The organism is Dolichospermum sp. UHCC 0406 (assembly GCF_009712025.1).
Lineage (GTDB): Bacteria > Cyanobacteriota > Cyanobacteriia > Cyanobacteriales > Nostocaceae > Dolichospermum > Dolichospermum lemmermannii.
In genome coordinates, this window is sequence record NZ_VILA01000026.1 from 98,096 (window position 1) to 119,594 (window position 21,499).

The following is a 21,499-nucleotide window of genomic DNA, read 5'->3' on the forward strand; positions in this document are numbered from 1 at the left end:
CAACCCATCAACTAAACCACAACCTCTTCCGCTTCCAACACATTAATCTCATCTAAAATCCGCCAAATTTCCTGCATCATTGCATCTAAACCAGTGCGAGTTACCGCAGAAATTATAAAAACTGGCGCTAAAGCCAGATGATTTAATTGCATAGCTAAAGCTTCCAAATCAACAGTTTCTCTATCAACAGCATCTATTTTATTTAAAGCTAAAATCTGCGGACGTTTAGCTAAACCGCGTCCATAAGCTTTCAGTTCTTCTTGAATAGTATGAAAATCAGCGATGATATCTTCACTTGTCGCATCAATTAAATGTAATAAAACCCTTGTCCGTTCAATGTGACGCAAGAAATCATGACCTAAACCCGCACCATGAGAAGCACCTGCAATTAAACCGGGAATATCAGCAAAAACAGTACCATCACCCGTGGGTTTTTTTACCACACCCAAATTAGGAATTAAGGTAGTAAAAGGATAATCAGCGATTTTCGGACGTGCGGCTGATAAAGAAGAAATTAAAGTAGATTTACCCGCATTTGGTAAACCAATAATTCCTACTTCTGCTAGCAATTTCAACTCTAAACGTAATACCTTTTTTTCTCCTTCCAATCCGGGAAGGGCATATTCGGGGACGCGGTTGCTATTACTCAAAAAATGTTGGTTTCCTAGCCCACCTTTACCACCTTTAGCAACCTGAAAACTTTGACCAGGTTCAACTATATCGCATAGTAAAGCACTCGTTGCCGCATCATAAACAGAAGTACCACAGGGAACTTCAACAATTAAATCTTTTCCACCTGCACCGGTACAATTATTCGGTCCACCACGTTCTCCATTTTGCGCCTTAAACAAATGCTTATATCGAAAATCTAACAAGGTTTGGAGGTTGCTATCACCTACAAAAATGATTGAACCGCCTCTTCCGCCATTACCACCGGAAGGACCACCTGCTGGTACATATTTCTCTCTGCGGAAAGCAACAATACCATCGCCTCCGTCACCTGCTTCTACTTCAATTACTGATTGGTCTATAAATTGCATAATTTAGTCAGTTGTCAGTTGTTAGTTGTTAGTTGTCAGTTGTCAATTACGCTAACAATTGACTACTAACAACTAATTTAAATATAAGGTGTAACATCCTCGCCACAGTCGTCTGCTAGGTAGGAAAGGGCGCGAAAGCGTAAACCTACCATTTGTTCATAAAGGGGGTTAATTTTACACAATGGCGGAATATGAACTATTTTCCGCCCGAATAGAGTTACATCTCTTTCAAAGGGACACTGGGAAGGAATCATCTTACACAAAAATTTCGCCAATCTGGGGTCTTGAATATCTAAACCGTCTAACCACTGACGCAAGGGACGTAAAGCGTCTGGGTGTGGGGCTTGAAGTCCAGTAGAGGGGAAATTGTTTGTTTGTGAGGTATCTTCTAGGGTCTGACGTAAAGCCGTGAGTAAACTTTCTTGCAGTTCTAATTTTTGACACAATTGCTGAAGTAGGTCATCTTCACTAGGTGAGTATATACCATCAGCGATCGCTACCATTACCGCTGTCCGCAAGAAATTTTCCGCTACAGGCGTACCTTTACCCAATATAGCCGCTAATTCATCTGGTTCAATTATCTCTAGAGTATTCCAATCAACAGCAGGGGCTAATTCATCTTTGGTCAGATTAGTAATTAATTCCTGTTCTTGAGTATCAAAGTTACCATCAGCCCAAGCAATAGTCAGTAATCCACGTAACCAAGCAATAATTTGTTCGCTACTGTAAGGAGTTTGAGCAGTAGTTGTCATAAAAACTCAGTCCTGTAATTTTTATTAGTCAATATTAAGTTACCTTGAAGATAACTAAATTTCTGTACATTTAATTGGTAAAAATAAAGTAAATGTAGTCCAACATGATCAGGAATTTTGTTGGGTTTCCTTGCTTCAACTCAACCTCCGAGATCAGGACTTTTTAGCCTGAACTAAGCAGTATTGATTCACAACGGCATAAAATATGGATATAATTGATTATATTTATCATTAATTAGGTATAAAGTATGTTCTCCTTTGGTATTGAACATGAAGTTGCTTTTCTCAATCATCAAGGAAAATTCGCAGATTTCCAGAATACAAAATTTGCAGATTTTCAGCAAATTGTTGACAAATTACCTATCTATCCCACTGACTACCCACAATTAAGAGTTGGTGATGCTGGGATTAAGAAAAAGCGGTGGTATATTGAAGGATTTGAAAGATTTAGCGACTCTGAAGAAGTAATTGACTGTGTAGCTAAAGGTATTGAAATTAGAACAACTATCCACTCTACTATTCAAGGAGCAATTGATGAATTAACCGCAAGTTTTATTTTATTACGTGATGTTGCTGCTAACTTTGGGTTTTCACCTGTTTTAGCCAGTTTTAATCCCTATACTTGCGTATTTAAACCACAACCCCCATTAAATGATTTTGAAATTAGGCAATTACAAGCTTATCCAGATGAACAAACTGCTCATATTTATATGGTTTCCTATGGACCAGATTTAAATATTTCTATGGCAAATTTATCTACTGAAAGGTTAATTGACATTGGTAAAAAGTTAACTTATTACAGCCCTTACATCATTCCTTTTAGTTATAGTTCTCCTTTTTATAATGGTGGTTTATGGGAAGGTTTATCAGTGAGGACATTTATTAGAACAGGAAAAAGATCCGCAACATTAGTTTTTTTAGAAACAGCAGAAGAACTGATTAAAAGTATTCCCTCATTAACAAAAGTTGCCCGCATTCCCTCAGAAGTAGGACGGATAGAATTTAAAGCTTGTGATAGTTGTGATAATTTCGCTATTTATGCAGGTTTATTAGCTTTATTAAAAGGTTTAGTATTAGATGAAACTTTACCAGGTAGAGCTATGATACCTGATGCTAATTTACACCAAATTTCGGCAAAATCAGGCTTTGAAAATGAAGACATTTTCGTTAACTCTTACAAACTTTTACAAGTTGCTGAAATTGCCCTGAAAGATGATCCTGATCTTGAATTTTTAACTCCATTAAAAGTCATTTTATCCGAGAAAAAAACAAAATCTCATGAATTAATTCAGTTGTTCCAAAATTTAGGTTCAATTGAAGCCACTCTCAAGAAAAGTTATAACAGGTAATAGGTAATATTTACCAATCACCAATCACCAATCACCAATCACCAATCACCAATCACCAATGACCAATCACCAATCACCAATGACGAATTACTTTTTCTTTTCCTCCTTTTCCTGACTAGGAGGAATTTGTTCAATAGGAATTAGTGATTCCATCACAGTTTTCACAATTGGTGCAGCTACTGTAGAACCATAGGCATTTTCTCCCTTTGGTTCATCCACAACTGCAAACACTACATAGCGAGGAGATTCCACGGGCAAAATAGCGACAAAACTGGTAATTCTTGCACCCTTAATATATCCACCATTAGGACTAGCTTTTTGGGCCGTTCCCGTTTTTCCACCAATGCGATATCCGGAAATTTTTGCAGCTTTACCAGTACCCACATTCACTACTGTTTCCATCATTTCCACAACCTTTTGAGTAGTTGTAGCTGAAAAAATTTGCCGTGGTTCTGGGAGAGTCAGTGAATAGTGCGTTACTCCTTGACTATCAATTAATCCTCGGACTACATGAGGTGTCACTAATTTGCCCCCATTAGCTAATGCACCATGTAGTTGTACCAGTTGTAATGGAGTTAGAGAAAAACCTTGTCCAAAAGATGTTGTGGCTGGTTCAATGGCTGAAGAGATAAATTGTTCTTGACTTTTTAGTTGACCCATAACTTCAAAGGGTAAATCCGTTTCAACTTTTTGTCCTAGTCCTAAACGTTCTAGCCAGTTGTAGTATATGGATGGTTTTAATCGTTGAATGATTCTCACCATGCCAATGTTACTAGAAGTTTGTAAAATCTCAGGAATAGTTAATCGGCGATAACCAGTTTTTTCGGCATTTTTGATCGTATGTGTCCCGATTTTAATCGAACCAGGATCTTCAAAAGTATCGTCTGGTTTGATTGCACCATTTTCTAGAGCGATTGCCACATTTACAGGTTTAAAAGTTGATCCCGGTTCATAAAGATCAGCCACAGTCCAATTTCTAAACAGAGAAATATCAGATTTAGCATATTGATTTGGGTTATAGGTAGGTTGGGAAACCAAAGCAAGTATTGAACCATCAACCGCATCCATGACAACCACTGCGCCCCGTTTGGCACTAAATTTAGTCATTTGTTCTTTTAATGCCCCACGGGCTACCCGTTGCACACGGCTATCAATAGTTAATTGCAGTTTTAAATCATCAAAATGCAGAAATCCCTCAGTCGCATAATCCGGCATCAATGACCCATTACCAGACTTACTCATCCGAACTGTTTGTCCAGAACGTTCTAGTAACTTCTCCTGACTATATTCCACACCAGCCTGACCACGACGGTCAAGATTAACATAGCCCACCACATCTGCTACCAAATCATCTTGGGGATAAAATCGAGAGTATTTTTGAATAAACTCGAACCCATTCAAGCGGAGTGATATCAACTTATCAGTAATATCTTCAGAAACACCAGAAGCTAGTAAAATTCCACTGCGTTTACTTTGGAATATTTTAACTAAATCAGCCTTTTCTCTGCCAATAACTGGAGCAATTTTCTCAGCAATTTCCTCCTGGGATAGATCAAATAACTTGGGATGGCTATAGACATTATAAACAGGACGGTCAATAGCCAATATATTATTACCCCGATCTACTACCGGACGACGGGGCATATAAGGGCGTAAATTGACCATTTGCTGGTTTCGTGCCTTTTGAGTCAGCTTTTTTCCCTGAACAATTTGTAACTGATATAAGTTAAATGCCAACCCTAGCATAGCAATCATTAACACACCCCACACAGCCAACAATCGTAATTTAATATTGGGTGGGTTTTCCGGTATTTTCGGATCAATATTTCCTATTTGAGTTTGTTTAGAGAACTTTCGTTGTCGTCTGAATTCTAAATTACGTAAATTTCTCAATTTTGTTTTAATTGATGACTTCACCATTAGAGCAACATATAAGTTAGGGAATAGGAAATAGAAAGAATTTGACCAATTACCAATTAATATCCTAATGGAGAAGGAGGTTCAGGTTGTAATTCTGGTTGAGAAGTTGAAAATGACGATTTGGGATAATTATTAGATGTTGGTGGTAAGAAAATTGTCCCTTCAGAAGTTGGTGATACCATTTCCGTCCCAGGCTGTTCGGCTTCCTGTGCCATTTTGCTAGTCAGTGTCGCATTGGCAGTATTTAACTGTCGCTCATGACGTTGTAAGCTTTGTAGTTTACGGTACGAGTCACTCCAAAGCTCTTGAGAATATACTGTACAACCATAAACTATTAATGTCGCTACCACTAATAAAAATGTGAAAACGGATGAATAGCGATTAACTGTATACATACGTAGCAACCATGTTGGCATAGTCGCAGCATTACTCATTTTATTTAGAGTAGCAGTTGATTGTTTATCGGTCCCGGTAGGTTGTTTTTTACTCGTTTCTAAGCTGGAAATGCGGGTTGCTGTCTTATTTCTGCGAGAACCTAAAAAATTTAAATTTATCCAAGCATTCCGGGAAATAGGTGATTTAACTGCTATCGGTTCACTCAGAAGTCGGGAGAAATTCTGTGTCTTTTTATTCGGACTTCGAGAACGTCGTCTATTCAATGACAAAGGAAACTTGCCCCATAACCAGGCATTTTTTGGGGAAACTGCTGATTTACGTTCAAAAACCATAATTTTTCTGATGGTAAATACTTTATTTTTGACTTGATTGAATTTTACAAGAAAGACTGGGAAGTTTGAAAGCCCCTGAATAAGCATTGCGTAGCAATGCCTTATATGCTTTAGACAGGGGATGAAAAACGACTCAGGTGGTTTTAACCTAAAGTTGCATTAATTAGATCAAGAATTTGAAGCTATTCTAACTCTTAATCATGATCTATTCGTGTTACATATAATCTACAAAAATGTTACAAAAAAGAATGAGTTGAAATATGTAATCAAAAAGTCCTAAAAAAAAATCAATAAATAAGGTATCTTATTCAACAGGCTGCATATTTTATTGCCACAATTGGTGAAAGAGGAGTTATGAAGACAAGAATTTTTGGTTTGGCTCTAATGTTAAGTCTGGCTACCATGCTTGGAGCTTGTGAAGGTGGTAGTGAACCAGCAGGTACTACCAGTTCTCCAGCAGCAACCACAGGTGGCGAACCAGCAGATACTGGTGCTACCCCTGCGGCGACAACCTCTCCTGCGGCGACAACCTCTCCTGCAGCGACAACCTCTCCTGCGGCGACAACTTCTCCTGCGGCGACAACCTCTCCTGCGGCTACTCCCAAAAAACCTTAGTATAGGGTAATACATCGCCCTCGTGATTAGTTGACTCTTTAAAAATTATTTTTCACAAAACTCTACTGAGAAAGTTAGGATAATTTGTGGATAAAGACTAAAGATTCAACTGCCTAATGGTATCAAGTTGGGTAAAAAACAGGAACATTCATCAGGTTTTGCTTCTGGGCTAGATTCAGTTCTCGCCCAGTTTGATTTTTTTTATGTTCGTTTTCACTTAGTCTAGAACCTAAAAGCTCTCCTTACGAGTAAGGTCAATCAGAGAGCGAATTATCAGCAATTAACGCTGTTTGACCAAGGTTAAACTACGTTACTTGTGTATCTCATTAACCAAGTAAGATCAATGTATGTTGTTACTGCAATTTAGTACATCTCATTATTGTCGCAAAGCCCGATTGGCATTGGGTTATAAGGGAATTAGTTATCAAGTTGAAAATTTAACTCCAGGGCTGCATATTTTAAAGGTCAAGCCCTTAACTGGGTTAACAACACTACCGGTACTGTTACCCCAAATTGTCGGACAACCCCAAACTATTGCTGACTCTACAGAAATTTTCAAATTTTTAGAAAGCTATCAACCTGAACCTGCTCTATTTCTACCCAATTCAGAACAGCAAACTCAAGCTGCGATGTTGGAAGATTGGTTAGATGAAAGTATAGGAACAGCTACTAGGTTTGTATATTATCAATTTCGCGCTAGTGAAGGTAAGTCAATTGACCCTTCGCTATTTAGCCAAATGGTGATTAAAATAGTTAGACAACAATATGGTATTAATGATACTACCGTTGAATTAGCGCGAAAAAGACTCGCCAATGCTTTGTTAGTATTATCTGCATATTGGCAAAAAAGTGATTATTTAGTGGGTAGCCGCTTGAGTATAGCTGATATTGCGGCGGCGGCTTTATTGAGTCCTTTAGCATTGATTCCCGATTATCGTCAGGAGTATCCACAGGTTTTTGAACGAATTATCAATATCCACCAGCTATGTGCTGAACCATTACCACCAGGACTTGAGAAATTATAGCAGGAGTCAGGAGTCAGGAGTCAGGAGTCAGGAGTTAGGAGTTAGGAGTTAGGAGTTAGGATGAAACGGATACTGCTGCTTATTTTGGGCGTTACTACTAGCATTTTAATCGTATTAGTGGGTCATAGTGGTAAAGCAGTGATGGCATTACCACCACAAGAAGATATACCAGAAGAGATATTGCGGACAGAGATTATTCTAACAGTGCGATCGCCCATTGATGGCAGAATCCTCACGCCCGCAGAATATGCCGAATTGCAAGCACAAATCCAAATAAGTCCACCACCACGTTTAGCTTCTGGTATCCGCGATAAAGTATTTTTGCTGCAACTACGCAAAACATTATTACAACTTTTCCCATTTTTAAGTATTTAATTAGGCAAGAGGGAACAGGGAACAGGGAACAGGGGAAGTTGGGGAAGTTGGGGAAGTTGGGGAGGAATTTATTTCTGACAACTGACAACTGACAACTGACAACTGACAGTGGCGACAAAGATGCAAGAATATGAATAGTTAAAAAGTAGATTTAGTTAATCACCATATATCACATAGGTAGCTTCATGTCCACAACCACAGTCGCCCCTGAACAGGTTAATCGCATTGTTGGCAATCAACATCACGATCCCTTTGAAATTCTGGGTTCTCATCTCATCGAGCAAAATGGTAAAACTGTCTGGGCTGTGCGAGCCTATCTCCCAAATGCCAGCGCTGCGTGGGTAGTAGTTCCAGAGGAACGGAAAGAATACCCCATGGATACAGTGCATAATCCACACTTTTTTGAATGCACCATTGAAACCCCAGAACTAAAAAATTATCAGTTACGCATTAAAGAAGGGGAACATGAGCGGGTAGTTAATGATCCCTACGCTTTCCGTTCTGCCAAATTAACAGAATTCGATCTACATTTATTTAGTGAAGGCAACCATCACCGCATTTACGAGAAATTGGGAGCGCACACCACAGAAGTAGATGGTGTCAAAGGCGTTTATTTTGCCGTTTGGGCCCCCAATGCCCGCAACGTTTCCTTATTGGGAGATTTTAACCTGTGGGATGGACGCAAACACCAGATGCGGAAAGGACACACAGGCATTTGGGAATTATTTATTCCCGAAATAGGTGTAGGAGAACATTACAAATACGAAATCAAAAATTTTGAAGGGCATATTTACGAAAAATCCGATCCCTACGGTTTCCAGCAAGAACCCCGGCCAAAAACCGCATCTATTGTCACTGACTTAAATTCCTACACCTGGAAAGACGAAGACTGGCTGGAAAAGCGGCGACACAGTGACCCCTTGAGTCAACCCATTTCCGTTTACGAAGTCCATTTAGGTTCTTGGTTACACGCTGCTAGTGCTGAACCTGCCAAATTACCCAATGGGGAAACTGAAGCTGTAGTTGTCGTTTCTGAACTAAAACCCGGCGCTCGGTTTCTGACTTATCGGGAACTAGCAGATAAACTCATTCCCTACGTTAAGAAATTAGGATATACCCATTTAGAACTCCTCCCAATTGCCGAACATCCCTTTGATGGTTCTTGGGGTTATCAAGTAACTGGTTACTTTGCGCCTACTTCCCGCTTTGGTACACCTGAAGACTTCATGTACTTTGTGGATGAATGCCATAACAATGGTATTGGTGTCATTGTAGATTGGGTTCCTGGCCACTTCCCCAAAGATGGTCATGGTTTAGCCTTCTTTGATGGTAGTCACTTGTATGAACACTCTGATGCTCGCAAAGGTGAACATAAAGAATGGGGGACTTTAGTTTTTAACTACAATCGCCATGAAGTCCGTAATTTCCTAGTGGCTAATGCCCTGTTCTGGTTTGATAAATACCACATTGACGGAATTCGTGTTGATGCGGTTGCTTCCATGCTTTACCTTGACTACTGCCGAAAACCAGGAGAATGGTTGACTAACGAATATGGTGGTCGAGAAAATTTAGAAGCGGCAGATTTTTTACGTCAAGTTAATAGCTTGTTATTTAGTTATTACCCTGGTGTGCTTTCCATTGCGGAGGAGTCCACATCTTGGCCAATGGTATCTTGGCCTACCTATACGGGCGGATTGGGCTTTAACTTAAAGTGGAATATGGGCTGGATGCACGATATGCTGGATTACTTCAGCATGGACCCTTGGTTTCGCCAGTTCCATCAAAACAATATTACTTTTAGTATGTGGTATAACCACAGCGAGAACTTCATGTTAGCTCTGTCCCACGATGAAGTGGTACATGGTAAGAGTAATATCATCGGCAAAATGCCCGGTGATGAATGGCAGAAGTTAGCTAATATCCGCTGTTTGTTTACTTATATGTTCGCTCACCCCGGCAAGAAAACCATGTTTATGAGCATGGAATTTGGTCAGTGGAGTGAGTGGAATGCTTGGGCTGATTTGGAATGGCATCTATTACAGTTTGAACCACACCGACAGTTAAAGGATTTTTTCCAGTCTCTTAATCATTTTTACCGTTCTGAACCAGCTTTATATACTCAAGATTTTGATCAAGCCGGGTTTGAGTGGATTGATTGTACCGATAACCGCCATAGTGTGGTTTCCTTTGTCCGTCGTGACAAGAATTCTGACGATTTTATGATTGTGGTTTGTAACTTTACACCTCAACCCCATTCGCACTACCGTATTGGTGTGCCAGAAAAGGGTTTCTACACTGAGTTGTTCAATAGTGATGCGCGTCAGTATGGCGGTAGTAATATGGGCAATTTAGGTGGTAAGTGGACTGATGATTGGTCTTTGCATAATCGTCCTTATTCCTTGGATTTATGTTTACCTCCTTTGGGTGTGTTGATGCTCAAGTTGGATAAACAGAAATCTGCACAGGTAATGGAATAATCCTGTAGGGTGGGCATTGCCTACCCTATATTGTTTTTATGATTTACAGCACTTCTCGGTATTATGAGGTATAAGAACCGCCCCCTAACCCCCAATTCTGGGGGAACAAGAATTTGAAAGTCCCCCAAACTTGGGAGATTTAGGGGGCGAAATAGGCACAAAACGAAGATAGATAGGACTTGTGTGTACACCGTAGCTTAGAAAGGGGGGAAATTAATCAAATGAACAAACTCCCAGTAATGTGCTGTTGGGCAAATGTACTAATCTTCCTCCACTCCCAACTGGTGGTGTCATGATATCGGATAATGCTTGAGGAATGGTTTCTTTAGATTCTGGGGGGTATTCTGTATAGTTAAAGTTTGCCCATTGTTGATCTAGAGTGTGGGTTTTTAGTTGTTTGATGGTGCGATTTAGAAAGAATTCGTTTTCACCAAAGTATAAGTATGTTGGCATGGTAGTACGGCAATTGTATTGTCGTACATGAGCGTTAGCTCTAAATCTATTATTTAGATTTTATTTCATAGCAAATCTCGATATGCGATCGCTCTTAAAGGCATATAAGGTGCATAATTCCTGTGTGGGAGAAAATGCGGAAGGTAGATTATACTATGATTAATAAACTTTACAGTATTAATGTCCATGACTGATCGCCAACGGTTAGTAGATTTAAAGGAACTCTTGGATCTGCTTTACGAAAAGTTAGGGGAGTTTCAAAAGGAGCTAATTGTTAACTCTCATACTCCTGCTAAATTTGAACTAAAGCAACATATTAAACGAGATATTTTACCTAGTATTCGCCAATACGAAGCTGAATATTGGGATATTTACCCAAAAGAAGCAATTGTAATTTCTGATGAAGAGGCTATAACTCAACTGGTTCATCTAGAACAAGCAGTCGAGTCTATTGAGTGCGTTTCCCCTAGTGAATACCCTTCCGAACTGATTCCATTATTACAAGACATCAGAACCAAGTTAAATGATTTGGACAAAACAGCCTCAGCTAAGTTGAAACTAACTTTACCGTTAATTCCGGCGATTGCTTCCTATGAATTGGAGATGGATACAGAGGGATTGATGGATCAAACTTGGAAGGCAATTCAAAGATTGGTTAGGAGATAGAGAATGTCAAAGGAAAGGCTAGAACAACTTTTAAGGGAGTTAGAGGAAGCTAAAATTACCAATTATGGAAAAATTGCCTCTTTTCAAAAGAAATTAGCATATATTTCTAATGCGCCTCAAGAATTTGAACTAAATCAAGAAATTAAGCTTGCTGAAAAAAAAATTCAGGACATAGACATCCAAATAGAGTCTTTGCGAAAAGAAATCGGGGATATGGAGGAGAGATTACGATCTCGAATTGTAATCCCTCCACTTCCACTTCCACCTCCAATTGGAAGTAGTACAATTTTGATTGATAGAATTACTGGTGATAATTTAACAAGCCCAAAAAAAGAGGAAAAATTTGAAAAAAAGGATGAATTAGATCACGAAATAGAAGATGGACGCAATCCATATCCTCTATATTCGGAGGCAAATAATCATATTAATTTGAGGGGTAACTACGATAAACTTAGTCATCTTCTTTTAAAAAAAAAAGAATGGAAAGCAGCAGATGTGGAAACAATGCAAGTCATGCTCCAAATTGCCAAAAAAACCAAAGAAGGCTGGCTAACATCGAAAGATATCCTCAACATTCCATCTGAAGACCTGAGAAAAATAGATTGTCTGTGGTTGGAGGCAAGCAACCAAAAGTTTGGTTATAGTGTGCAAAAAAATATCTGGCTAAAAATTCAAGCTGAATCTAAAAATTTTGATATTTCAATAAATTACAACCCTTCTTTATTTCTTAAATTTGCCGATCAAGTCGGTTGGCGAGTAAATAATAATTTACTGATGAATTATGATGAATTTGATTTTTCCTTAAACGCTCCTGATGGACATTTACCTACTTTTAGGTTTCCTTCCAGTACCGAGAAGTTAGGTAAATGGAGAGACAGTTTGCAATTCTTTTTACCTCGGTTGTAAAAATTGGTTAATAAAAAGGAAAAACAAAAAATGTTTTTTAGTAATGGACAAAAATTGAGGATGAATGATTTTAATTAAAACATAAAATAAAAAACTAGAAAAATAAAATAAGGAAGCACACACAATGGTTTTCATTGATATCAAAGAAGATGAAATTGGAATTATTTATAAAAGATTTGGTAGTCCCCTTCCTATGGGTCGCCGAGTTGCAATCAATGGAGAGATTGGTTTACAAGCTGATATTCTTCCCCCTGGACTCCATCTTAATTTGCCTAATGTTGAAATTCGCATAGTTAAGGCAATTGTGATCGCAGCCGATGAAGTTGGTCTAGTTGATGCCAGAGATGGTGCAAGTTTACCCCCAGGTGAAAACTTTGGAAAAGCAGTCGACTGTAATGATTTTCAAGATGCTAAGGCATTTATCAAGAATGGTGGACAAAAAGGAAAACAGCGAGCAACCTTAACTACTGGTACTTATCGTATCAATACTGAGTTATTCTCCGTTGAGATAGTGAATGTTATTCGTATACGCGAAGACGAAATAGGTCTCATTGAGGCCAGAGAGGGTAAACCCCTGCCGCCAGGTCAAGCTTTTGGCAAAGTCGTAGAATGCAATAACTTTCAAAATGCCCAAGCTTTTGCTGATAATGGTGGTCAAAGCGGTAAACAGTTAGCGATCCTAACCTCTAATACCTATCAAATTAATACCAATATTTTTAAAATAAAAAGAGTAAAGTCTGTTCGTATTGCAGAAGATCAAATAGGTTTGGTTCGGGCTACAAGTGGAAAGCCTCTACCAACAAGTCGAACTTTTGGTAAAGTCATAGAATGTAATAACTTTCAAGATGCTCAAGCTTTTTATAATCAAGGTGAAAGTGGTAAACAATTAGCCTTTTTAACACCTGGTACTTATCAAATTAATACCGATCTATTTGAAGTTAAGATTGATTCGGTCACGAAAGTTCCTCAAGGAGAAATAGGTTTAGTTGTTGCTAACGATGGTTTAACCAGACCTGAAGATAGAAACTTAGCTAAAGTTGTTGAATGCCATAATTTTGAAGATGCTCAAGCTTTTATTGAAAATGGAGGTGAAAGTGGCAAACAGTTGGCAATCCTACCGGCAAGAACTTATCAGATTAATACTGATCTGTTTACTGTGATTACTTCCGCTAATGCCGAAAAATACAATGTAAAACCTGAAGAGTTAAAGGTTTATACTGTAGGCAAAGACAAAATTGGTATTGTTACAACACTTGAGGGGAAAACACTTCCAGAGGAGGAAATTGCTGGGGCTATAATTGAAGGTCACAACAATTTTCAGAACCCGCAAAAATTTATCGAAGCTCAAGGTTATAAAGGTTTACAGCGAGAATTTTTGCAAGAAGGTTCTTGGACTTTAAATCCCTGGTTTGTTCGAGTTGAACAAGTTCCTCTGGTTGAAATTCTTGCCGAGCAAGTTGGCGTGATTATTTCCTATGTCGGCGAAACAGTAGATGACAAGTCGAAAAATGACTCTCGACTTGTAGAAGAGGGGTACAAAGGAATACAACGCAAGCCTCTTCCACCAGGAAAGTATGCGATGAACAGAAGGATTAAAAGTGTTCATGTTGTTCCCACCAACGAAATTATTTTAAATTGGTCTAAGTCGGAAGGGAAATCAGAAGAAAACTACGATAAAGTTCTTGAACCGTTGCAACTTCGATCTAACGATGGATTCGTGTTTCAGTTGGAATTAACTCAGACTATCTGCATAGCGGAGAATGATGCCCCTAAAATGATTCTTAAAGTCGGCGCTCAACCTATTGATTCTTTGAAAGCATACAATTCTAACCCTCTTGATGGTAACCCTCTTGATGGTAATAGTCAGAAAGTTGTCAAATCTCCCGCCATCAAAAATTTAGTAGGTAAAGTTCTAGGACCTATGATTGACTCTTATTTTCAGGTTTCGGCTCAAGGATATGACGCGCTTGATTTCTTTAACAAAACAGGCGAAATTCAAAGCAATGCAGCAGACTATATTAGAGAAGCTCTTAAATCTTATGGTGTACAGTCAATTCAGACTTTGATCACAGAAATTGATTTGCCGGATGAATTAGAGGCTCTATTAAGAGACCGTCAAATTCTGCAACAAAAAGCTGAAAACTATAAACAAGAAGAGTTAACAGAGCAACAACGTCAGAGTCTCATAAAACAACAGGAAATTAATAAAGCTCAGGCTGATGTTATAAAAGCCCAACAGAATCAGGAAATTACAAGTTTTAATACTCAAGCCTATCTTATCCAAGCACAAGCAGAAGCACAAGTACAACAAATGAACAATCAGGTTGACTTAGAGCGACAACAACAAGAATTGGATATGAAAGCTGCTTACGAGAAGCAACTTAAAGACATTAGTATTAACGAGTTTGCCGAGAAGGTTAAGATTCTCAGTCCTGAGATTTATGCCCAATTGGAATCAGACAGTAAATGGGCTGAGGCGTACGCTAACACCCAAATTACACTTCCAGAAACATTCATTAGTGGTGGGGGCAGCGGCGATAATTCTAGTGGAGGTGGAATCGTCGAAGCTAGTGCTATGCAGATGGCATTCTTAGAAATATTAAGAGAGAAATCAAAAAGAAGAAATGATCAAATTGGTATGTCACGAGAAAATGAAGCTTTACCTCCCGCTGATGACTGATGTTAGTAAGTGCTGGTGTTTCACTCATTATCTACTGTAGTGAGTGGGATTCAGTTTAATTTAATTATTCTAGTTTCCAATAAGGATATAAATGTGTCAAAAAAAGCCAATTTGAATACTTTACAAAAATTTTTAATCTGGTCTGCTGGTGCAGATCATGAAATCTTGGCGCGAGAAATTTGCTTAACAGAAAGATATAAATATGAATCAATTGGCACAACTGTCGTCTTAACCTCAATAATGGCTTTCTTCTCAGGAGGATATGCAATTTTTACTGTTTTTAGTTCTCTTCCAGTTTCAATTGCTTTAGGTACTGCTTGGGGCTGTACAATTTTCAACCTAGACCGTTTTTTTATACTAACTGCAAATCAGGAAAAATCTGCTTCAAAACGGCAGTTTTTCATGGCATCTATTCTTCGGCTAAGTATAGCAGTTTTATTAAGCTTGGTTGTTGCCAAACCCCTTGAATTAAGGCTATTCGAGAGAGAAATCAACCAAGAATTACAACAAGCAGAAATTCAAAGACGAAAAGAAGCAAGGCAGAACCGTCAAAAAGAATTGGAGGATAGTACGGAATCTCGAAGAATAAATCAAATAAATGTAGAAATTCAGTCTTTGATGGAAGAGGAAAAGCTGCGATCAGATCAGTTTTACAAAGCACGTTCAGATGTTATTCAAGAAGTAGAAGGTTCAGATGGAACACGTAAACCTGGACGAGGTAGTATTTATAAAGAGAAAGATGAGCTTAGGAAAGAATTAGAGCAAAAAATTAATATTTTAAGGACTAGAATACAAAAGCTAGATAGGGAAAAGGAAAATCTTATAAAACGGCGAGATTTAAGATTAGGAGAATCTGTAACTCCTTTGAACATTTCTTCGCCGCAACTGCCAGAAAGAAATATAACAATTACTGGTAGTCTTTTAGATAGACTTTCCACTTTAGAGAAATTATCCAAGAGAGATCCCACAGTTGCTTCAACAAACCTATTGATAACTCTTTTATTTATTATAATTGAAATTTCTCCTATTCTGGTAAAAATGCTCTCTAAGCAAGGACTTTATGAAGAACTTATTGAAACAGAAAATAAATATAAAACTAACCAAGAAAAACTTCATAGAATTAAAGAAAAAGAAATCTTAAAATTAGAAGAATTGAAGAATTTGGAGTTAAAAGTCGAGGTTCTAATTATAGAATATCTTCGACTCAAAGAAAGAAATAAAGAGAAGCTAGAAAATATAGGAATTGATGACATTCAAAGGATTAATAAACAGCATGAGCAATACAATACTATGTTTATTCAAATATGTAGAGATAAACTAGAGCATTATAAATATCTTGCGGATGAAGTTTTAGGTTCAGACATTGATTAAAATATTGTCCTAAACAGGTTTTGCTGAATAAAGCGAAACCTATTTAGTATAATCCCTCACTCAAAACAGACTCAACTGCTTTCCCACATCATCTTGAGGTTGGCGATCGCTAAATTTTCCCTGCTCTTTTTAATTCAGTTTCAACTAACTCAGTTATACGCTTACTCATATCCGTATTTTGTTCGGTGCAATATGCCTTAAACAGCCTACGGTAATCTTCTGGTAAGCTAACGCGGACTTGTACCATATCTGTTTTATTGACTTTCTCCTTGTTTTTATCCATAAGGGACTTCCAAGAAATAAATTATCCTGATTAACGAACCACAGAGGCGCAGAGGACACAGAGGAATAAGGGTTTGAGAGATTTTTGCATTAGGTTGTTGAGTATTTTTTTATTTGGAAGTCTCTAAGTATTTTCCTATATAGCCACTATAGCCACTAATTTCCAAAATAGCATTAGTGGCTACATAGCATTTTATTACCATTTAGCCAATAAAATATAAGAATTGTCTATATATCCACTATGGGTAAAACTGGATATAGTGGCTGTATTGAATATAAAGCCAATTAACGATTTATTACTGATTAATTAAGACTAGGAGTTACGCATTGACAAGAAACTTTAAATGACTGGTTTGTTGTATACGTTTGAACTGCAAATTGCGATCGCCCGGTAAATGCACAGGCTAACACTTAGTTTCTAGCTTTACAAAAACATTACATAGCCTAAGAATATCAGCCGATAAATTTTCTCAACAAAAGCACCCACTACTAGATATAATTTTCTGTAAGTTGAAAAAAACATTAAGATTAGCGTAAAAATTACATTAAAATAAAGATTACGCTTCTATTAAACTGACTAGCTAAATACCCAAATTAGGAGGAATATATATGGCTCTCGTACCAATGCGGTTGCTTTTGGATCACGCTGCTGAACACGGTTATGGTATCCCCGCTTTTAACGTCAACAACTTAGAGCAGATTCAAGCAATCATGAAGGCTGCGGTGGAAACAGATAGCCCCGTAATCTTACAAGCTTCTCGCGGCGCTCGTAACTATGCCGGGGAAAACTTCCTCCGTCACCTGATTTTGGCTGCGGTAGAAACCTATCCTGAGATTCCCATTGTCATGCACCAAGATCATGGTAATGCTCCTTCTACCTGCTATTCAGCTATCAAGAACAACTTCACCAGCGTGATGATGGATGGTTCTTTGGAAGCTGACGCTAAAACCCCTGCCAGCTTTGAATATAACGTGAGAGTTACCAGCGAAGTTGTCAACGTTGCTCACTCTTTGGGTGTCAGTGTTGAGGGTGAATTGGGTTGTTTGGGTTCTCTAGAAACCGGTGCCGGTGAAGCTGAAGATGGTCACGGTTTTGAAGGGACTCTTGACCATTCTCAACTATTAACTGACCCTGATGAAGCTGTTGACTTCGTAGAAGCAACTCAAGTAGATGCTTTAGCTGTTGCTATCGGCACAAGTCACGGTGCTTACAAGTTTACTCGTAAGCCTACAGGTGAAATCTTGGCTATTAGCCGCATTGAAGAAATTCACCGCCGTTTACCTAACACCCACTTGGTAATGCACGGTTCTTCTTCTGTACCTGAAGATTTATTGGCACTCATTAACCAATATGGTGGCGCTATTCCTGAAACCTACGGTGTACCTGTGGAAGAAATCCAAAAAGGTATCAAGAGTGGTGTGCGTAAGGTAAATATTGACACCGATAACCGTTTGGCTATTACTGCGGCTGTGCGTGAAGCGTTGGCTTCTAATCCCAAGGAATTTGATCCTCGTCACTTCCTCAAGCCTTCTATTAAATATATGCAAAAGGTTTGTGCTGACCGTTATCAACAGTTTGGTACTGCTGGTAACGCAAGCAAGATTAAGCAAGTTTCTTTAGAAGATTATGCTGCTAAGTATGCTAAAGGCGAATTAGCAATGAGAGCGGCTGCTAAAGTTTAATTTGGCAGTATGAGAATTAGGGCATAGCATTGCTATGCCCCTACAAGAATAAACCAGGTAACGTTAATGTTTCCTGGTTTTATTAATTAATGTGATAGACTTAAGTAATGGCATAAATAAGGCTATCTGTTATGACTACCAATTTACAATCTACATCCTTGAGTAGTTATCTTTATGAGCAGGATTATTGTTCGTGGCTAGAAACGACAGCTAAGTTATTGCGTAATCATCAATTAGATCACGTTGATTTTGAGCATTTGATTGAAGAAATAGAGGACATGGGGAAAGAGAAAAGACGTGAACTTAAAAACCGACTCATAGTTTTACTCATGCACTTACTCAAGTACCAATATCAACCTAAAAAACGTTCTTCTAGTTGGGTGAGGACAATTTGGGAACAATTTTATCAAATTGAGTCTTTATTAGAAGATAGTCCTAGCCTCAAACCTTATTATTTAGAAATATTTTCTGATTGTTATTTAAAAGCAGTTCGTGCGGCTAATACAGAAACTAAATTACCTATTGATTCTTTTCCCACAGAGTCTTCTTTTCTCCCTGATGATCTGACTAATCCTGATTTTATCACCATGCAATTAAGTTCATAAATTTAATCGCAAATCCAGTTTCTTTAATTGATTGCCTAAAGATACTAATAATAGTAAGATGTGAAATTTATTGATTGCAATGGGCAATAAATCTGTTGGGGAAAAAAGGCCAAAAAATAGGGGGAAGTTGAACTTTCCCCCTGTTTATCGTTGTGATGATCATTTGACTTTTGATTTTCTTTGAGTTTCTGTCTGAGCATCTGTCTTTGTTTTTTTAGTTGCCATTTTCTTGCAGCACCACCTCGGCCTTTATCGTTTCTGCCCTTGTAGAGACGTTCCATGGAACGTCTCTACGATTTTTTTCGGAGATGTCTACTGTATTTTGGATTCAGTGAGAAAATATTTCAATCTGCAAGTAATTGTTTTAATTTTGTTGAATATGACTATGTAACATCACCAAGGTTTCCGCTAATTGACTCAAGCGATTTTCTAGGTCTTGTTTGCGTCCTAAGAGTTGCCTTAATATTTGGTGACGAGCGATCGCTATACTGACACTAGGAACTTGTTCGACTGGACAGGGACGAGACCAGACCTGACCGGCTTTATCTACTCCACATAGTCGGTAGTCAGTATGTAGTGGTTTATGAGATTCTTTTTCACCATTAGCACAAATTTCTTCTACATAGTCCATGAGACGCTCTACTTCTGCATGGCGTAATGCTGCTGTTCCTACTGTTTCTGGCTCTTGGGCATTGGATTCCAACCAGCCATTAATAATTGGACCTTCTAAGTAAATATCTTGAATATTTTGGACTATTCTTTGTAATTCTATTTGCCAACTAGCAACTTTTTCTTGGATTTCTTGGAGCATATTCATCGCTAGGGCTGGGTTAGCGCCGTGACGATGATTGCTGAATGATGGAGTTTTAAATTTAGGCAGAGTTGGCGTTTTTTCTCCATTGTCTTGGGCTGGAAAAGCTGGGACAGAATCATGGTGGGGAAATAAATTTGCCTCTGGAATTTTATGATTAACTGGATCTGCTTCTAAGTTATTATTGGTTTGGGCGGTAGTTGGGGAATTTTCTGTAGATTCCTGGGGACGGATACTAATGCGAAAGGAAAAGGAACGTTTGGTTTCATCACCTATTTCTGTGGTGACTTCATCATTGCGAGTTCCTAAATCATGTAATGTTGCCTCGATCCGTTTTAACCCTGGTTTCATAAGAATATCCTCAAATTTATGGTCTTGATCAAGAAAGAATTCAGGAGTACAAAAAGGTGGCGATTGTGGGGATACTTGATTTAACTCGTGTATTCTTTCTGTTTAAATATTATATGATCAAATGATGAGTAAAGTGATTTTGGTGACTGGTGCAGCCCGTTCTGGTAAAAGTGAATGGGCGGAAGATTTGGCGATAAATTCCGGCAAAACTGTAGTGTACATCGCCACGGCTACACAAAATCCAGATGATCAGGAATGGCTTGCACGGATTCAAAAACATCAACAACGTCGTCCTCAAGATTGGATAACTCTGTCTGTACCTGGGGAACTGACTGCTGCGTTGGCTCAATCTCAGCCTAATACTTGCCTGTTGGTTGATTCTTTGGGAACTTGGGTGGCTAATTTTCTGGAAGAGGATGATTTAGTTTGGGAAAATACTGTGAGGGAGTTCCTGGAAATTCTGCCGTTAGTTGCGGCTGAGGTGATATTTGTGGCAGAAGAAACTGGTTGGGGTGTAGTTCCAGCTTATCCTATGGGGCGCAAATTCCGCGATCGCTTGGGTGCATTAGTTCGACAGTTAGGGACAATTTGTGAACCTGTTTATTTGGTTACGGGTGGTCATGTTCTGAATTTGAGTTTATTAGGTGTACCGTTACCAGCAAAGAATAGGACATTAAATCTTCAGACATCTATTGACATTTCTTCACAATAGGTTCATTATATTAAATATATACGAGAGTTTTGTAGTTAGTTAATTTAAAGTCAATAAATATTTTGAGTAACTATAATGGTTCCGAATAGACTTGAATGGCTACAAAGAAAATAAACCTTTCTTTTTGAAAACTTGGTAGTTCTAGAGAAAATTTGCGTATTGAACTCGTTGACAGACAATCAAGAGCCTGAGAACATAATTCTAAGGCATATAGGATACCACCTTCACTAACTCAGTTGGTGATGTTGTACTAGATATTCACGACATCTCAGATGTCGGGGAATGTCCCGGTTAAAAGTATCAGTTAACCCATGCCATGTTTGACATATTGCCTTTTCGCGTTGAATTAGATACAGTTGCCATCGCTGGAGCTTGTTTATGGGCTTTAGCATTATATTTGAGTTTTTCCCAAGTTAGAGAATGGGTAACGACACAACTCAATCGCTGGTTCAATTTTGCTGAACAGTCCCTTTATACCAGTCAGTCAGAATTTGAAAAGACACGCAAAGCCAGAGAAGCGCAAAATTCCTTCTATGCTTCACTGTTTAGCATTTTCCCGTTTTTAATATTTGGTGGTTTATCTAACTGGATTTTAGATATCAGTTTAGGTAATAGTTGGGGAATTAGCATTGGGATACTTGCTTGTATGGGTGCTGGTGTTTATGAACTAGGACGCAGACAAGGGGAAGAGTAAATTT

21 protein-coding genes are annotated in these 21,499 nt (G+C 38.4%); 12 read left to right on the plus strand and 9 right to left on the minus strand.

Annotation, left to right across the window (positions count from 1 at the left end; translation table 11 throughout):
* Nucleotides 1-11 precede the first annotated feature (11 nt).
* Nucleotides 12-1,040, minus strand: coding sequence for a GTPase ObgE (gene obgE / locus FJR09_RS20640; RefSeq protein ID WP_168651050.1), 1,029 nt, complete (start codon nucleotides 1,038-1,040; stop codon nucleotides 12-14).
* A gap of 77 nt (nucleotides 1,041-1,117) precedes the next feature.
* A complete protein-coding gene (locus tag FJR09_RS20645; RefSeq protein WP_015080538.1) occupies nucleotides 1,118-1,792 on the minus strand; it encodes a Mo-dependent nitrogenase C-terminal domain-containing protein in 675 nt (224 codons plus the stop codon).
* 248 nt (nucleotides 1,793-2,040) lie between these two features.
* Here FJR09_RS20645 and FJR09_RS20650 point away from each other — a divergent pair, with 248 nt between their 5' ends.
* Nucleotides 2,041-3,141, plus strand: coding sequence for a glutamate--cysteine ligase (locus tag FJR09_RS20650; protein ID WP_168652944.1), 1,101 nt, complete (start codon nucleotides 2,041-2,043; stop codon nucleotides 3,139-3,141).
* An 87-nt stretch (nucleotides 3,142-3,228) separates the two neighbouring features.
* On the opposite strand, the gene FJR09_RS20655 is transcribed toward FJR09_RS20650, so the two are convergent.
* The 3 genes from FJR09_RS20655 to FJR09_RS20665 all read right to left on the minus strand — a co-directional run bounded on the left by FJR09_RS20655 (nucleotide 3,229) and on the right by FJR09_RS20665 (nucleotide 6,394).
* Nucleotides 3,229-5,061: a penicillin-binding protein 2 gene (locus tag FJR09_RS20655; RefSeq protein WP_168652945.1), complete on the minus strand. Its 1,833-nt coding sequence runs from the start codon at nucleotides 5,059-5,061 to the stop codon at nucleotides 3,229-3,231.
* A gap of 56 nt (nucleotides 5,062-5,117) precedes the next feature.
* Nucleotides 5,118-5,789, minus strand: coding sequence for a hypothetical protein (locus FJR09_RS20660; protein ID WP_041458056.1), 672 nt, complete (start codon nucleotides 5,787-5,789; stop codon nucleotides 5,118-5,120).
* A gap of 308 nt (nucleotides 5,790-6,097) precedes the next feature.
* On the minus strand, nucleotides 6,098-6,394 hold the full coding sequence (locus FJR09_RS20665; RefSeq protein WP_015080542.1) for a hypothetical protein: 297 nt from the start codon (nucleotides 6,392-6,394) through the stop codon (nucleotides 6,098-6,100).
* Nucleotides 6,395-6,751: 357 nt separating this feature from the next.
* Between FJR09_RS20665 and FJR09_RS20670 the strand changes: the two genes are divergently transcribed.
* The 3 genes from FJR09_RS20670 to glgB all read left to right on the plus strand — a co-directional run bounded on the left by FJR09_RS20670 (nucleotide 6,752) and on the right by glgB (nucleotide 10,281).
* Nucleotides 6,752-7,429, plus strand: coding sequence for a glutathione S-transferase family protein (locus FJR09_RS20670; protein WP_168652946.1), 678 nt, complete (start codon nucleotides 6,752-6,754; stop codon nucleotides 7,427-7,429).
* A 60-nt stretch (nucleotides 7,430-7,489) separates the two neighbouring features.
* The gene (locus FJR09_RS20675) at nucleotides 7,490-7,804 is read left to right on the plus strand and encodes a hypothetical protein (protein ID WP_168652947.1); all 315 of its coding nucleotides are present in this window, start codon (nucleotides 7,490-7,492) and stop codon (nucleotides 7,802-7,804) included.
* A gap of 185 nt (nucleotides 7,805-7,989) precedes the next feature.
* Nucleotides 7,990-10,281 carry a 1,4-alpha-glucan branching enzyme gene (glgB, locus tag FJR09_RS20680; RefSeq protein ID WP_168652948.1) on the plus strand — a complete coding sequence of 764 codons (2,292 nt, stop codon included), beginning with the start codon at nucleotides 7,990-7,992 and terminating at the stop codon, nucleotides 10,279-10,281.
* Between the two features lie 213 nt (nucleotides 10,282-10,494).
* On the opposite strand, the gene FJR09_RS20685 is transcribed toward glgB, so the two are convergent.
* Nucleotides 10,495-10,734, minus strand: a complete 240-nt coding sequence (locus tag FJR09_RS20685) for a hypothetical protein (RefSeq protein ID WP_254433172.1) — start codon at nucleotides 10,732-10,734, stop codon at nucleotides 10,495-10,497.
* 186 nt (nucleotides 10,735-10,920) lie between these two features.
* On the opposite strand from FJR09_RS20685, the gene FJR09_RS20690 reads away from it, so the two are divergent.
* The 4 genes from FJR09_RS20690 (at nucleotide 10,921) to FJR09_RS20705 (ending at nucleotide 16,357) form a co-directional block, all read left to right on the plus strand.
* Nucleotides 10,921-11,400, plus strand: a complete 480-nt coding sequence (locus FJR09_RS20690; RefSeq protein ID WP_168652949.1) for a hypothetical protein — start codon at nucleotides 10,921-10,923, stop codon at nucleotides 11,398-11,400.
* Between the two features lie 3 nt (nucleotides 11,401-11,403).
* Nucleotides 11,404-12,306: a GUN4 domain-containing protein gene (locus tag FJR09_RS20695; RefSeq protein WP_168652950.1), complete on the plus strand. Its 903-nt coding sequence runs from the start codon at nucleotides 11,404-11,406 to the stop codon at nucleotides 12,304-12,306.
* A gap of 124 nt (nucleotides 12,307-12,430) precedes the next feature.
* Complete coding sequence (locus FJR09_RS20700) at nucleotides 12,431-14,986, plus strand: SPFH domain-containing protein (protein WP_168652951.1); 2,556 nt, start codon at nucleotides 12,431-12,433, stop codon at nucleotides 14,984-14,986.
* Nucleotides 14,987-15,079: 93 nt separating this feature from the next.
* Nucleotides 15,080-16,357, plus strand: a complete 1,278-nt coding sequence (locus tag FJR09_RS20705; RefSeq protein WP_168652952.1) for a DUF4407 domain-containing protein — start codon at nucleotides 15,080-15,082, stop codon at nucleotides 16,355-16,357.
* Nucleotides 16,358-16,466: 109 nt separating this feature from the next.
* Here FJR09_RS20705 and FJR09_RS20710 read toward each other — a convergent pair whose 3' ends face one another.
* Nucleotides 16,467-16,640 (minus strand): copy number control protein, encoded by a 174-nt coding sequence (locus FJR09_RS20710; RefSeq protein ID WP_152608816.1) that lies wholly within the window; start codon nucleotides 16,638-16,640, stop codon nucleotides 16,467-16,469.
* A 608-nt stretch (nucleotides 16,641-17,248) separates the two neighbouring features.
* Here FJR09_RS20710 and fba point away from each other — a divergent pair.
* Both fba and FJR09_RS20720 read left to right on the plus strand, forming a co-directional pair.
* Nucleotides 17,249-18,322 (plus strand): class II fructose-bisphosphate aldolase, encoded by a 1,074-nt coding sequence (fba, locus tag FJR09_RS20715; RefSeq protein WP_015080551.1) that lies wholly within the window; start codon nucleotides 17,249-17,251, stop codon nucleotides 18,320-18,322.
* 131 nt (nucleotides 18,323-18,453) lie between these two features.
* Entirely contained in the window at nucleotides 18,454-18,927 is a 474-nt protein-coding gene (locus FJR09_RS20720; protein ID WP_015080552.1) for a DUF29 domain-containing protein, read from the plus strand.
* A 44-nt stretch (nucleotides 18,928-18,971) separates the two neighbouring features.
* On the opposite strand, the gene FJR09_RS24830 is transcribed toward FJR09_RS20720, so the two are convergent.
* Both FJR09_RS24830 and FJR09_RS20725 read right to left on the minus strand, forming a co-directional pair.
* The gene (locus FJR09_RS24830) at nucleotides 18,972-19,208 is read right to left on the minus strand and encodes a hypothetical protein (RefSeq protein WP_217361136.1); all 237 of its coding nucleotides are present in this window, start codon (nucleotides 19,206-19,208) and stop codon (nucleotides 18,972-18,974) included.
* An 83-nt stretch (nucleotides 19,209-19,291) separates the two neighbouring features.
* Nucleotides 19,292-20,089 carry a hypothetical protein gene (locus FJR09_RS20725; protein WP_015080554.1) on the minus strand — a complete coding sequence of 266 codons (798 nt, stop codon included), beginning with the start codon at nucleotides 20,087-20,089 and terminating at the stop codon, nucleotides 19,292-19,294.
* 124 nt (nucleotides 20,090-20,213) lie between these two features.
* On the opposite strand from FJR09_RS20725, the gene cobU reads away from it, so the two are divergent.
* Together cobU and FJR09_RS20735 are read left to right on the plus strand one after the other, a co-directional pair.
* The gene (gene cobU / locus FJR09_RS20730; RefSeq protein WP_015080555.1) at nucleotides 20,214-20,801 is read left to right on the plus strand and encodes a bifunctional adenosylcobinamide kinase/adenosylcobinamide-phosphate guanylyltransferase; all 588 of its coding nucleotides are present in this window, start codon (nucleotides 20,214-20,216) and stop codon (nucleotides 20,799-20,801) included.
* A gap of 316 nt (nucleotides 20,802-21,117) precedes the next feature.
* The gene (locus FJR09_RS20735; RefSeq protein WP_015080556.1) at nucleotides 21,118-21,495 is read left to right on the plus strand and encodes a hypothetical protein; all 378 of its coding nucleotides are present in this window, start codon (nucleotides 21,118-21,120) and stop codon (nucleotides 21,493-21,495) included.
* The last annotated feature ends 4 nt before the right edge of the window (nucleotides 21,496-21,499 follow it).

What these genes read in the sequence shown, in the direction of transcription:
- fba (WP_015080551.1), top strand. Translation starts at nt 17,249, where the DNA reads ATGGCTCTCGTACCAATGCGGTTGCTTTTGGATCACGCTGCTGAACAC.
- FJR09_RS20710 (WP_152608816.1), bottom strand. Translation starts at nt 16,640, where the DNA reads ATGGATAAAAACAAGGAGAAAGTCAATAAAACAGATATGGTACAAGTC.
- FJR09_RS20700 (WP_168652951.1), top strand. Translation starts at nt 12,431, where the DNA reads ATGGTTTTCATTGATATCAAAGAAGATGAAATTGGAATTATTTATAAA.
- obgE (WP_168651050.1), bottom strand. Translation starts at nt 1,040, where the DNA reads ATGCAATTTATAGACCAATCAGTAATTGAAGTAGAAGCAGGTGACGGA.
- FJR09_RS20720 (WP_015080552.1), top strand. Translation starts at nt 18,454, where the DNA reads ATGACTACCAATTTACAATCTACATCCTTGAGTAGTTATCTTTATGAG.
- glgB (WP_168652948.1), top strand. Translation starts at nt 7,990, where the DNA reads ATGTCCACAACCACAGTCGCCCCTGAACAGGTTAATCGCATTGTTGGC.
- FJR09_RS20725 (WP_015080554.1), bottom strand. Translation starts at nt 20,089, where the DNA reads ATGAAACCAGGGTTAAAACGGATCGAGGCAACATTACATGATTTAGGA.
- FJR09_RS20690 (WP_168652949.1), top strand. Translation starts at nt 10,921, where the DNA reads ATGACTGATCGCCAACGGTTAGTAGATTTAAAGGAACTCTTGGATCTG.
- FJR09_RS20660 (WP_041458056.1), bottom strand. Translation starts at nt 5,789, where the DNA reads ATGGTTTTTGAACGTAAATCAGCAGTTTCCCCAAAAAATGCCTGGTTA.
- cobU (WP_015080555.1), top strand. Translation starts at nt 20,214, where the DNA reads ATGAGTAAAGTGATTTTGGTGACTGGTGCAGCCCGTTCTGGTAAAAGT.
- FJR09_RS20675 (WP_168652947.1), top strand. Translation starts at nt 7,490, where the DNA reads ATGAAACGGATACTGCTGCTTATTTTGGGCGTTACTACTAGCATTTTA.
- FJR09_RS20735 (WP_015080556.1), top strand. Translation starts at nt 21,118, where the DNA reads ATGTTTGACATATTGCCTTTTCGCGTTGAATTAGATACAGTTGCCATC.
- FJR09_RS20670 (WP_168652946.1), top strand. Translation starts at nt 6,752, where the DNA reads ATGTTGTTACTGCAATTTAGTACATCTCATTATTGTCGCAAAGCCCGA.
- FJR09_RS20685 (WP_254433172.1), bottom strand. Translation starts at nt 10,734, where the DNA reads ATGCCAACATACTTATACTTTGGTGAAAACGAATTCTTTCTAAATCGC.
- FJR09_RS20650 (WP_168652944.1), top strand. Translation starts at nt 2,041, where the DNA reads ATGTTCTCCTTTGGTATTGAACATGAAGTTGCTTTTCTCAATCATCAA.
- FJR09_RS20655 (WP_168652945.1), bottom strand. Translation starts at nt 5,061, where the DNA reads ATGGTGAAGTCATCAATTAAAACAAAATTGAGAAATTTACGTAATTTA.
- FJR09_RS20695 (WP_168652950.1), top strand. Translation starts at nt 11,404, where the DNA reads ATGTCAAAGGAAAGGCTAGAACAACTTTTAAGGGAGTTAGAGGAAGCT.
- FJR09_RS20645 (WP_015080538.1), bottom strand. Translation starts at nt 1,792, where the DNA reads ATGACAACTACTGCTCAAACTCCTTACAGTAGCGAACAAATTATTGCT.
- FJR09_RS24830 (WP_217361136.1), bottom strand. Translation starts at nt 19,208, where the DNA reads ATGGAACGTCTCTACAAGGGCAGAAACGATAAAGGCCGAGGTGGTGCT.